Annotated in this window: 15 protein-coding genes and 1 pseudogene; 7 read left to right on the top strand and 9 right to left on the bottom strand. The window is 59.6% G+C overall.

Translation table 11 applies throughout. The features are described from left to right. The first annotated feature begins 123 nt into the window (after positions 1–123). Both U367_RS0108500 and U367_RS0108495 read left to right on the top strand, forming a co-directional pair. Positions 124–1,104 (top strand): Gfo/Idh/MocA family protein, encoded by a 981-nt coding sequence (locus U367_RS0108500; RefSeq protein ID WP_028616563.1) that lies wholly within the window; start codon positions 124–126, stop codon positions 1,102–1,104. A gap of 36 nt (positions 1,105–1,140) precedes the next feature. Continuing rightward, on the top strand, positions 1,141–1,770 hold the full coding sequence (locus tag U367_RS0108495; RefSeq protein ID WP_028616562.1) for a ribonuclease T2 family protein: 630 nt from the start codon (positions 1,141–1,143) through the stop codon (positions 1,768–1,770). On the opposite strand, the gene U367_RS0108490 is transcribed toward U367_RS0108495, so the two are convergent. After that, on the bottom strand, positions 1,761–2,627 hold the full coding sequence (locus U367_RS0108490) for an AraC family transcriptional regulator (RefSeq protein ID WP_032864164.1): 867 nt from the start codon (positions 2,625–2,627) through the stop codon (positions 1,761–1,763). The two genes, U367_RS0108495 and U367_RS0108490, sit on opposite strands and share 10 nt — an antisense overlap. Before the next feature lie 108 nt (positions 2,628–2,735). Between U367_RS0108490 and U367_RS0108485 the strand changes: the two genes are divergently transcribed. Beyond that, on the top strand, positions 2,736–3,146 hold the full coding sequence (locus U367_RS0108485; RefSeq protein WP_028616560.1) for a hypothetical protein: 411 nt from the start codon (positions 2,736–2,738) through the stop codon (positions 3,144–3,146). 126 nt (positions 3,147–3,272) lie between these two features. On the opposite strand, the gene U367_RS0108480 is transcribed toward U367_RS0108485, so the two are convergent. Further along, a complete protein-coding gene (locus U367_RS0108480) occupies positions 3,273–3,620 on the bottom strand; it encodes a hypothetical protein (protein WP_028616559.1) in 348 nt (115 codons plus the stop codon). Positions 3,621–3,711: 91 nt separating this feature from the next. Between U367_RS0108480 and U367_RS0108475 the strand changes: the two genes are divergently transcribed. The 4 genes from U367_RS0108475 (at position 3,712) to U367_RS1000000130460 (ending at position 6,201) form a co-directional block, all read left to right on the top strand. Next, positions 3,712–4,056 carry a hypothetical protein gene (locus tag U367_RS0108475; RefSeq protein WP_028616558.1) on the top strand — a complete coding sequence of 115 codons (345 nt, stop codon included), beginning with the start codon at positions 3,712–3,714 and terminating at the stop codon, positions 4,054–4,056. Between the two features lie 55 nt (positions 4,057–4,111). Continuing rightward, on the top strand, positions 4,112–5,020 hold the full coding sequence (gene glsB, locus U367_RS0108470; RefSeq protein ID WP_028616557.1) for a glutaminase B: 909 nt from the start codon (positions 4,112–4,114) through the stop codon (positions 5,018–5,020). Between the two features lie 151 nt (positions 5,021–5,171). Next, positions 5,172–5,462, top strand: coding sequence for a hypothetical protein (locus U367_RS0108465; RefSeq protein ID WP_028616556.1), 291 nt, complete (start codon positions 5,172–5,174; stop codon positions 5,460–5,462). Between the two features lie 256 nt (positions 5,463–5,718). Further along, positions 5,719–6,201 (top strand): zeta toxin family protein, encoded by a 483-nt coding sequence (locus U367_RS1000000130460; protein ID WP_236639969.1) that lies wholly within the window; start codon positions 5,719–5,721, stop codon positions 6,199–6,201. Positions 6,202–6,240: 39 nt separating this feature from the next. On the opposite strand, the gene U367_RS0108455 is transcribed toward U367_RS1000000130460, so the two are convergent. The 7 genes and pseudogenes from U367_RS0108455 to U367_RS0108430 form a co-directional block, all read right to left on the bottom strand. Continuing rightward, positions 6,241–6,744 (bottom strand): signal peptidase II, encoded by a 504-nt coding sequence (locus U367_RS0108455; RefSeq protein ID WP_028616555.1) that lies wholly within the window; start codon positions 6,742–6,744, stop codon positions 6,241–6,243. A gap of 72 nt (positions 6,745–6,816) precedes the next feature. Continuing rightward, positions 6,817–6,897, bottom strand: a pseudogene (locus tag U367_RS1000000132905) (DUF6124 family protein); the annotation flags it as partial. Between the two features lie 27 nt (positions 6,898–6,924). Continuing rightward, a complete protein-coding gene (gene mddA / locus U367_RS0108450; RefSeq protein ID WP_028616554.1) occupies positions 6,925–7,710 on the bottom strand; it encodes a methanethiol S-methyltransferase in 786 nt (261 codons plus the stop codon). Between the two features lie 127 nt (positions 7,711–7,837). Then, positions 7,838–9,106 carry an NAD(P)/FAD-dependent oxidoreductase gene (locus U367_RS0108445; protein ID WP_028616553.1) on the bottom strand — a complete coding sequence of 423 codons (1,269 nt, stop codon included), beginning with the start codon at positions 9,104–9,106 and terminating at the stop codon, positions 7,838–7,840. Further along, positions 9,103–9,855, bottom strand: coding sequence for an amino acid ABC transporter ATP-binding protein (locus U367_RS0108440; protein WP_028616552.1), 753 nt, complete (start codon positions 9,853–9,855; stop codon positions 9,103–9,105). The genes U367_RS0108445 and U367_RS0108440 overlap by 4 nt, the downstream gene beginning before the upstream one ends. Continuing rightward, the gene (locus U367_RS0108435) at positions 9,852–10,520 is read right to left on the bottom strand and encodes an amino acid ABC transporter permease (protein WP_028616551.1); all 669 of its coding nucleotides are present in this window, start codon (positions 10,518–10,520) and stop codon (positions 9,852–9,854) included. Before U367_RS0108435 ends, U367_RS0108440 begins: the two co-directional genes overlap by 4 nt. Beyond that, a complete protein-coding gene (locus U367_RS0108430; protein ID WP_028616550.1) occupies positions 10,517–11,299 on the bottom strand; it encodes an ABC transporter substrate-binding protein in 783 nt (260 codons plus the stop codon). Before U367_RS0108430 ends, U367_RS0108435 begins: the two co-directional genes overlap by 4 nt. Positions 11,300–11,385: the final 86 nt, after the last annotated feature.

Raw genomic sequence — 11,385 nt, 5'->3', positions numbered from 1 at the left:
TGTGCCCCCGCAGCGGGATGAGTGTCATAAAAGTGTAATGCAATTGTCATGCTAAGTGGTTATGGCGCTGACGTGTGGGGTTGTGGATACTGCCCGATTGATCAAAACGCACGAGGAGAGCAGATGAGCACCGTACGCTGGGGCATGATCGGCTGTGGCAGTGTCACTGAATTGAAGAGTGGACCCGCTTTCTACAAAGCGCCAGGTTCTGCGTTGGTGGCCGTGATGGGGCGTCGTGAAGAAGCGGTGCGCGATTATGCGACACGCCACGGCATTGCCCGCATTTACACCGACGCTCAGGCCCTGATCAATGATCCCGAAGTGGATGCGGTGTATATCGCCACGCCACCCGACAGCCACCTCGAGTACAGCCTGATGGTGGCTGCCGCGGGCAAGCACTGCTGTGTCGAAAAGCCGATGGCGTTGAATGCCGAGCAAAGCGCATTGATGCAGCGCACCTTCGAGCGTGCCGGCCTGCACCTGTTTGTCTCGTATTACCGCCGCTCGCTGCCGCGTTTCCAGCAGGTGCGTCAGTGGCTGCAGGACGGGCGCATCGGCCAACTTCGCCACCTGACCTGGACCCTGTGCAAGCCACCGGGCGCCGACGATGCCAGTGCCGCCAATTGGCGCACCGACCCGCTCATCGCCGGTGGTGGTTACTTTGCCGACTTGGCCAGCCACGGGTTTGACCTGTTCCAGTACCTGGCCGGGGATATCGTCGAGGTCTCGGGCTTCACCGCGCGACAGGCCGGGCGCTACGCCGCCGAGGATGCGGTGACTGCCTGCTGGACGTTCGCGTCCGGCGCGCTGGGCATGGGCTGCTGGAACTTTGTCGCCGACCGCCGCGAAGACAAGGTCGAGCTGATCGGCAGCAAGGGGCGCATCACTTTTGCCGTATTCGAAGACCAGCCGCTGCGCCTTGAAGGCGAGGTGGACGAAGTGCTGGAGGTGCCTTGCCACGCGCATATCCAGTGGCATCACGTGCTGGCCATGAATGCCCATATTCGCGGGGAAGCCGAACACCCTTCCCAAGCGATCGAGGCGTTGAAGACCGATCGGATCCTCGACAAGGTGCTACAACGTAACCCCCATCATCCTGGGTAGGTGCGATAGGGTTCTGTTTTTTCGAGGAATAGACGGATGAAATACTGGATGATGGTGTGGCTGGTCATAGCCACCAGTGCAATGGCTGCGCCACGTGAGCAACGCCCGGCAGGGGATTTTGATTTTTATGTGTTGTCTCTGTCGTGGTCGCCCACGTTCTGCTTGACGCACCCGAACAACGAGCAATGCACAGGTAAAGGCTACGGCTTTGTATTGCACGGGTTATGGCCGCAGTACGCCCGTGGCGGGTGGCCGGCGTCGTGCGACCCGCAATCGCGGTTGTCGGCCGACGACTTGGCAAAGGGCGCGCTGATGTTTCCCACACAGGCGTTGCTCAAGCATGAGTGGGCCAAACACGGCACGTGCAGCGGCTTGGGGCCCACGCGTTACCTGGAAGCAACCGACGCAGCGCTGGCCACGGTGCAGATTCCGCAGCAACTGCAGCCCTTCAATGTGCCCAGTTACCTTGAGGCACAGGACATCGAACGGCTGTTCCGACAGAGCAACCCAGCCATGGGCGATCACAGTGTGGCGGTGATCTGCAAGGGCAAGGTGCTGTCCGAAGTGCGGGTGTGCCTGAGTAAGGAGCTGCGCTTTGCCGGCTGCCCCAAAAGTGTGAAGACCCAGTGTCGCGGCGGTGATATTCGCATTCCGGTTCAGCGCTGATCTGGCGTCTGTAGCGCGTGCAAGGCAATGGTCGCGGCGGCGTTGGCCTTTGACGCACCGGCGCGATCGGCCAGGTAACGTGCTGGCGGCTGGCCCACCGCCTTGCGGAACATGGTGATGAAGCCGCTGGCGTTCTCATAGCCCAGGTCCAGGGCGACCCGCTGCACACTGTCGCCCCTGGCCAGGCGTTGCAGTGACAGGATCACATGCAACTGCCGGCGCCAACGCCCGAAACTCAGGCCAAATTCTTCCAGCAACAGGCGGGTCATGCTGCGCTCGCTCATGCCGATGCGCACGGCCCACTGGCCGAGGGTGGCCTTATCGCCGGGGGCGGCCAGCAGGCTGTCGGCCAGGCGCCGCAAGCGCGGGTCCTGGGGCATTGGCAGGTGTAGGTCCTCGATGGGCGCCTGGGCCAGTTCGTCCAGCAGCGTGCGGATCAGGCGGCCCTGCGCGCCGTCCTCTTCGTACATCGGCGGGAAGCTTACGGCCTTGCTGATCAGTTCATGCAACAGGCCGGACACCGACAGCGTGCAGCATTGCGGGGGCAGGGCGCCGGCGGCGTCCGGGTCGATCAACAGGCAATACACCTGCGCTTCGCCGGAGCCGCGTGCGGCGTGGGACATGCCGCCGGGAATCCACAGCGCGCACTGGGGCGGCACGATCCAGATGCCGGCCTCGATCTGACAATGAATCACCCCGCGCAGGGTGTACATCAACTGGCCCTTGCGATGGGAATGCGGGGCATGCTCCCAGCTCTCGGACGTGCTGGTGGCGCTCACGGCGATCACTGCACGCGGGAGCAGGTCGGCGTCCTTGACTCTGGAGGGGTCACGTTGATCGAGACGGTGGCGTTGCATGGCGGCTTCAAGCTTGGCTGAATTGCGAAACATTCTGGCTATTCTGTGCAATGCAGTCTAGTGGGGTGGTCGTTATAGTGAGATACATTCTCAACAAGGAGATTTGCCATGCGACTCGACAGCTCAACATTCCCAGTGGTGAAAATCGTCTTCGACGCGCCCAACGAGGGCGGACCGGAGGATGCCTTCCTGGTCTTCGAAAGCCTGCTGGCCCGTCAGCAACCCTTCCTGTTGCTGCACGAGAAGTCCGTGGATGAGAACAACCACGAACATTCTCATGAGGAGCGCAAGCAAGCGTCGATCTGGATGAAGAAAAACAAGCAGGCGTTGCGCACCTACGTCAAAGGCATGATCCAGGTCGAGCCCAGCCCCGCACAACGCCTGGCACTCAAGCCGTTTGCCGTAATGTTCGGCAAGGCCTGGGGCTACCCGCTGCTGGTGGTGGAATCCAAGGATCGCGCCTGGGCGCTGGCGCGGGATGTGCTGGATGAGCAGGTGTCGGATGTGGCGCATTTCTAAGCAGCGCTACAGACCTCTTGTGGGAGCTGGCTTGCCTGCGATGGCGGACTGTCAGTTAATACAACGCTACCTGATACACCGCCATCGCAGGCAAGCCAGCTCCCACAGTTCGATCGGTGGCGAGACTCAATCCACGCAAATCGCTCGGCCGAGCTTGCCTTTTTCCACCGTCGCCGAGCAGCCGAAGTGGCTGTTATCTACCTGGCACGCGCCTGTCACCGGGCCATTGCCAGTTTGGGTGGTGACACTGGTCTGGCACTCGCCATCACACTGACTAGAGTCGGTACACGCCTTGCCTGCATCCTTGTACGGCGTGATGCACTTCCAGCTCTGCAACTTGCCGACTTGCTTCATGGTGCCGCCGCCGGCCAGGCACGTCGACGCAGCGGAGTCTTGGGCGGGTGGCGTGGTGGGCGCGGTCGTGGTGCAAGCCGATACCAACAGTAGGGCGGCCAGGCCGATCATCAATTTCATGCAAAAGTCCTCATAGGGTAAGCGCAGCGGTGCAGTGTACGGGCAATTGGACTACTTTGATTGACGAGCGATCCCTACCCGGTACTTACCCATGCACACGTTATGGAAGCGGTATTTGGACTTGCTGGAAAACGATCTGAGCACACAGATTTTCGACAACGTGAAAAACCTGCTGGTGTGTGCGCTGTTGTTTGCGGCGGGGACCAACACGCTCGTGGGCCACCAGGACCTGTTTATCGGGGTGTTTGCCTCCAGCGTGGCCGGCTGGGGGTTGATTGTGCTGTCGACGCTGTTGATGCTGTTGAACGTCAGCGATGGCATCCGTCGATTGGCCAAGCTGCGTTATCACTTGGCGCTACAGCTGTTGTTGATCCTCGTGTATCTGGTGGTGGCCGAGCGGGTGGTAGAGATTGTGTGGGGCTTCCGCGCGCATTGAAGTATCCTCCGCGCCCCGCTTATCACTGATTCAAAGACAGATGACAGGACAAGACATGCAGGCGCTGCTGGACTCGATCCTTGACGAAGTTCGTCCACTGATCGGCCTCGGCAAAGTCGCCGACTACATCCCCGCGCTCGCCGATGTACCCGCCAACCAGATCGGCATCGCCGTGTACGGCAACGACGGCTCCGCCTACCGCGCCGGTGACGCCGATACATTGTTCTCGGTGCAGAGCATTTCCAAGGTGTTCAGCCTGGTGCAAGCCATCGACCACGGCGGCGAAACCATCTGGGAACGCCTGGGCCACGAGCCTTCCGGGCAGCCGTTCAACTCCATGGTGCAGCTTGAATTTGAACGCGGCCGCCCGCGTAACCCGTTCATCAATGCCGGCGCGCTGGTGATCTGCGACATCAACCAATCGCGCTTCGCCGTGCCGATCTTGTCGATGCGTGATTTCGTCCGCCGCCTGTCGGGCAACCCGCAGATCCTGGTCAACAGCATCGTCGCGGAATCCGAGGCGCAACACGGTGCGCGCAACGCGGCCATGGCGTATCTGATGAAGTCGTTCGGTAACTTCCACAACGATGTGGATGCGGTGTTGCATAGTTACTTCAACTACTGCGCGTTGCAGATGAGCTGCCTGGATCTGGCGCGGGCGTTCAGCTTCCTGGCCAACGAAGGCGTGAGCGCTCACAGCGGCGAGCAGATCCTCACCGCGCGCCAGACCAAACAAGTCAACTCGATCATGGCCACCAGCGGGCTGTATGACGAGGCGGGCAATTTTGCCTATCGCGTGGGGTTGCCGGGCAAGAGCGGGGTTGGGGGCGGGATCGTCGCGGTGGTGCCGGGGCAGTTTACGGTGTGCGTGTGGTCACCGGAGTTGAACGCGGCGGGGAACTCGCTGGCGGGAATGAAAGCGTTGGAGTTGTTGAGTGAGCGGATTGGGTGGTCGGTGTTTTGAGAGATCGAATGGGAAGCGCGTAAACACCGGGTCGCACGGCGGGGTGAGGGCACGGGACAGACATTGAGGTAAAGTCGAATCTGCGTTCGACGCTTGAGGTGATCTATGCTAACCGCCATTGGTCCGCCCCCGTCCTGAGCCGGAGACCAGCATGTCACGTAAAAAAGTTAAGCCACAAATCACCGAAGCGCAGATTCTTGCTCAAGAATCGAGTATTCCCTCTATTGCAGCCAAGGCATTCAGAGATGCCTACGAGGTTGCCCTTTCCAAGGGCGAATCTGTGCTTGTGGTCCGTGCCGGCCAGCTGGTGAAAGTCTCAAATACAGAAACGTTGGTTATCCGCCCCGTGGAAACCTACGGCACTCTCAAGGCGGGCACCCGCTTGAAAACCAAGAAGTCTCTCTTGGATCGACGGTCTACCCAGGCGCAGATTCAGGCTTGAGTACCACCCCCAGGGGCCGGATGTTCGCCGGACCGAACGGGAGTGGAAAGAGCACGTTCAACTCGAAAGTTCCGGCTCATTTGCTGGTGAACTACATCAACCCTGATGCAATTGAGTTGAGCATCCGCGAAACGGGAGCTTTTGAATTCGCTGCATTTGGCCTCGATCAATATGCCAGACGGGCGATTCCGTTCTTACGCGGTCATACGCTACTTTGAAATTTCCCGATTCTCTTGCCAAATTGGAAGACTTAGTCGTGGACGGCGATCGAATCGCTTTTCCCTCAAGGCAGGTGGACTCCTATATAGCCTCTGCATTGTCTGACTTTGTTCGAGTTTCTTTGATTGAAGAACGGGTGAGTTTTACCTTTGAAACCGTCATGTCAGATAGCAGCAAGATAGAGTTGCTGCGGCAGGCGAAAGCAGCTGGGTATCGGGTATACGTTTACTACGTCGCCACTGCGGATGCCGATATCAATGTTGCGCGGGTTGCGTATAGGGCATCAATCGGGGGACATGATGTTCCTGCGGACAAAATTCGCTCTCGTTACAAGCGCTCGCTGGAAAAACTCTCCGACGCTGTATTGCTTTCAAACAGAGCTTATATTTTTGATAACTCGCAAGACGGTGAGCCTAGTTTCGCTCAGCTTGCGGAAATTACCGAAGGTGAGGATATCGATATCGTTTCGGATACGCAGCCTGCCTGGTTTCAGCAATACGTGATCGATAAGTTGACGTAGAAGGTGAGACGCCTTCTTTTACGTAATGTGCTCATCGAACTATGCCCTTCGCGGTCGTACCAATAAGTCGATCATTAAATAAATCGCACCGGCCGTAATTGCGATATCAGCAATATTGAACACGCCGGTATGTGTCGGCCCTACATTCAACACCATGTAGTCGACGACATGCCCGTCACGAAAGACGCGGTCGATCAGGTTGGCGATACCGCCCAACGCAATTGCGTACAGCGGCAAGACTTTACGCAGCGGTTGGCTCCAGTTGGAAAGTGACCACCCCATCGCCCAAGCCACCATGACCGCCACACCCACGATAAAGATCAGCTGTTTGACCTGCGCCGGTAGTGCAGCGCCCAGGCTGAGGAAGGCGCCTGGGTTCAGGCTCAGTTCCAGCGCGAGGTTGATTGGGCTGGCGCCGAATTTGAAGCTGTTGGCCTGCAGTGAAACCAAGGCCAGTAGTTTGACGAGTTGGTCTATGGCAATAAAGGCGATGCCTGCGAAGAGGGCAAAGGTGCGGCTTCGCAGTAGGGACGACATGCTCAAGCGGTAACTTCCTGTTCCGGGTCGATCGATAAGGCGTCCGAAGATAGCTCAGGCGCCTTATGTCGTCTACGTTCAGGCGGTTGGATGAGCGTCATCCAATGCCTTGTTCACTAAAAGTTGCACACCTTCCAGCAGACGGCAGATGCCCAGCGCCCTCGCCACAGGGGGGCTCAGGGGCGATTAAGTGTCTGTGTTCCGCCCCTTGGACCGTCTCTTCGGCACCGGCAAAATCATGCTGGTCTCTCCCTGATACTGCCGATACCTATCACCAAACAACACCACCAGGTCCCTCTCTTCAAAGTAAGCACCGATAAAGAGATAGACCGTCAGGCCCATCGAGAACAGTAAATGCCCGACCGTCATGTCAGTCGTAGCCCAGAAGGCAATCAGGAACCCCAGGTACAGCGGGTGACGAACGAGCTTGTACAACAGTGGGGTCCTGAACACGGGCGCGTGTTGCGTTGTGTCGCGCCAGCGGTCAATTGCTTGCTTGAGCCCGAACAGTTCGAAATGGCTGATCAACAGCGTCGCCAGTAAGACAATGGCCCATCCCATCCAGAACAGCCCCGTTATCAAGGCACTGGCCCAAGGTATTTCGACACGCCATACCGGGAAGTTGATGGGGTACCACAGCCAGAACATCACCCCCAGTACCAGACTGCTGAGCAGCACATAGGTGGAACGTTCAGCCGCCGTCGGAATGAGTGCGGTCAGCCGGCTCTTGAAGCTTTTACGCGCCATCAGACTGTGCTGGAGACCAAACAGGATAACCAGCAAACCATCGACTAATGCTGCCAGTGGCCAGTCGATGAGTGGCCCATCTTTGATGTTCTTGGGCACCGCGATGCTACCCACGAAGCCAATCAGGTAAAGGAATGTGACCAGGAAAACCAAGTAGCAACCGAGGCTATACACCAGCCCGGCCACGCGTACCGGCAGGTTGTAGGCGTTTTTTTGCGGGTTCATGGACGATTCCTTTCGCGCATGGTGAACGGGGGGCCAGTCGAGAAATGAGCTCGACTGGCTCAGACTAGCGGAGTGTGTGGGTTGGGTAACCTGTGAGTGTTGACAGTTCTTTAGAGTATTTGGCGATTCAACCGATGTTCAACCGATCCAGCAGGCTGTACCAAGCCACCCCAGCCCCAATATAAAACCGCTGCAACCCATGCATCGGCAAGCGCTGCAACGCCGTCACCGGGTAGGCAAACTCTGCCTTGCCGTCACACAACCGTCCCGCCAATTGCTGTCCAAGGCTGGTACACAACGCAATCCCACGGCCATTGCAACCCAGTGCCAACGTGAGCCCCGGTGCCGGTTCGTGGACATGGGGCATGAAGTCGCGGGTGATTGCGATACGCCCAGCCCAACGGTATTCGAATTCCAATGGCCCCAACTGCGGAAACAGCAGTGCCAACGAACGCTCCAGATGAGCAAAATCCGTGGGCGAAGTGGGATCGTTGAACAGCCCGCGTCCGCCCATCAGCAAGCGCCCATGGCTGTCTTTGCGAAAGTACAGCAGCAGCCTTTGTGCGGTGGAAACGGTTTCCTGGCCCGGCAAAATACTTTCGGCCGCGTGCCCCGTCAAAGGCTTGGTGGCGACGATGAAACTGTTCGCAGCGAGGATGCTTTGCGCCATGCCCGGCCACAGGTTGCCGCTGTATCCATTAGTCGCGAGTACCACTTGGTCAGCGGTCACCTGCGCCCCGGAGGCGGTCTGCAATTGCCAGCCGGACCCCTGACGCTGCAACCCCGTCACCGCACTCTGTCCATGAATCCTTGCACCCGCCGCCAACGCCGCACCGACCAACCCACGAGCATACGCCAACGGCTGAATCGCCCCGGCCCGGCCGTCCAGCCAGCCACCGGCAAAGGCGTCACTGCCCATCCGCGAAGCCACCGCTGCTGCATCCAACCGCTGCACCGGCACACCCCGCCGGGCCCACTGATCTGCCCGCACGTGCAACCCGGCGACGCCTTTTTCGCTGTACGACACCTGCATCCAGCCCTTGCGTACCGGCGCGCAATCGATGCCGTGCTTTTCGATCAGCTTGAACACCAGGTCGGCCGAACTCGAAATAGTCGAGATCAATGGCTCTGCGCGCGCCGATCCGTACATTTGCACCAGTTGCTCCGGGTCATATTTGAGCGTCGGGTTGACCTGCCCACCGTTGCGCCCGGACGCACCCCAACCCGGTTCGTTAGCTTCCAGTACACACACGCTCACGCCACGCTCGGCCAAATGCAGCGCCGTCGACAAGCCTGTATAGCCAGCCCCGACAATCGCCACATCCACCTTCACCGACTCGCTCAACGCAGGTGTCCGCACCACCGAAGGCGCGGTCGCTGACCACAATGACTTCATGACAGGCTCCGCGTATCGCCAGTGGGGTGCAGCACTCGCCGTAGGAAGTCCTGGGTCCTCGGATGCTGCGGATTGCCCAGCACCTGTTCAGCTGCGCCGCTTTCGACGATGTAGCCGCCGTGCAGGAAGCACACGCGGTCGGCCACTTCCCGCGCAAAACCCATTTCGTGGGTGACCACGATCATGGTCATGCCTTCGTCGGCGAGGGTGCGCATCACCGCCAGCACATCGCCCACCAGTTCCGGGTCGAGGGCGGAGGTGGGTTCGTCGAACAGCATCGCCTCGGGTTTCATCGCCAGGGCGCGGGCGATGGCCACGCGTTGCTGCTGGCCACCGGAGAGTTGTTCCGGGTAAGCGTCGGCCTTGGCGCTCAGCCCGACTTTTTCCAGCAGCACCAAGGCTTCCTCACGGGCCTGTTGCGCAGGTTCGCCTTTGACGTACACCGGGCCTTCCATGACGTTTTCCAGCACGGTGCGGTGGGGGAACAGGTTGAAGCGCTGGAACACCATGCCCATGCGGCTGCGCAGGGCGTGCACGGTCTTACTGCCGCGCTGCACGGTTTCGCCGAACACGTGGATGTGTCCGCCGTCATAGGCCTCCAGCGCGTTGATGCAGCGCAGCAGGGTGGATTTGCCCGAGCCCGAGGGGCCGATCAGGCACACCACTTCACCCTTGGCCACGTCCAGGTCGACACCGTGCAGCACGCGGTGGCTGCCGTAGTGTTTTTGCAGTTGGCGAATCTCGATCATGCTTTTTTCCTCCGGCCCAGGTGCTGTTCCATGCGACGCAGGCCATACACCAGCGGCAGGCTCATCAGCAGGTAGAGCAGGGCGACCAGGGTGTAGACGGTCATGTTCTGGAAGGTCGACGACGCAATCAGCTGGCCCTGGCGGGTCATCTCGGCGACGGTGATGGTGGAGACCAGCGACGAGTCCTTGAGCATCATCACCAGGGTGTTGCCATACGGCGGCAGGGCGATGCGAAACGCTTGCGGCAGGATCACCCGACGCATCATCAGCGCCGAGCGCATCCCTAAGGCTTCGGCGGCTTCACGCTGGCCCTGTTCGACGGCAATGATGCCGGTGCGGAAGTTCTCGGCCTGGTACGCCGAGTAAGCGATGCCCATGCCGATCACGCCTGCGTAGAACGCGGTGAGGTGCACGCCCATGTCCGGCAGCACAAAGTAGATGTAGAACAGCTGCACAATGATCGGCAGGCCACGGATCACGTTGATGATGGTGCTGGCTGTCCACGACAGCGTGCGGATCGGCGACAGCTTGAGCAACGCCAGCACCAGGCCGATCGCGCTGCTGAGCAGGAACGACAGGACGGTAATTTGGATAGTCACCCAGGCGCCTTGCAGCAGGATCGGCAAGAAGTCCTGGGCGTTTTGCAGGAACTCGGCCGGGTTCATGGACGCACCTGGGTATCAAGTCCCCACTTCTTGAGGATGCTGTCGAGGGTGCCATCTGCCTTGATGCTGGCGATGGCTGTATTCAAGCGTTCGAGGGTTTGCGCATCGCCCTTGCGCACCACCAGGCACACTTCGCCGACGTTGGTAGGCTTGTAGTCGGGGGCCAGTTTCACGCCTTTGAACAGTTTCTGGCGGATCTGGTAGGCAACCACGGGCTGGTCTCCCACGGCGGCCTTGATGCGGCCCAGGGACAGGTCGCGGACCATCTCGCCGATGGAGTCATAGGTGCGGATCTCCTTGAAGATCCCGAGCTTGTTCAACTGGTCGTAGAAGACGGTTCCGGCCTGCACGCCGACCACTTGGTCCTTGAGGGGCGTGAGGTCGGGGTAGGCCGTGTTGTCGTCGGCATTGATGATCAGGCCTTCACCGTAGGCATACACCGGGGCGCTGAAGTCGACCACCTTGGTGCGCTCTTCGGTCTTGAGCATGCCGGCGGAAATGAAGTCGAGCTTGCCGGACGTGAGGGAGGGGATCAGCGCGGCGAAGTTGGTCTGCTCGATCTGGCTGGTGAACCCGCCAGCCTTGCCCAGGGCCTGGGCCACATCGACCATCACGCCCTGGATACTGTTGCTCTTGATGTCGAGGAAGGTAAACGGCGAGCCACTGGCCGTTGCACCGACTTTGTACGAGGACGCACTGTCTGCGTGCGCGGCGCTGACACAAAAGGCGGCGCACAAACCGAAGGCAAGGCGGCGAAACAAGGGCGAAAGACTGTTCATCGGGTTACTCCAGAAGGAAAACGGATCGTCAGTACCGCGAGCGGTTATTGATGAAATCGCAAGCTCTGTGCCATTTCGATTGATAA

The organism is Pseudomonas canadensis, from assembly GCF_000503215.1.
GTDB classification, from domain to species: Bacteria; Pseudomonadota; Gammaproteobacteria; order Pseudomonadales; family Pseudomonadaceae; genus Aquipseudomonas; species Aquipseudomonas canadensis.
Note: the sequence above shows the minus strand (reverse complement) of the source record. Positions and strands in the feature narration are given on the sequence as shown.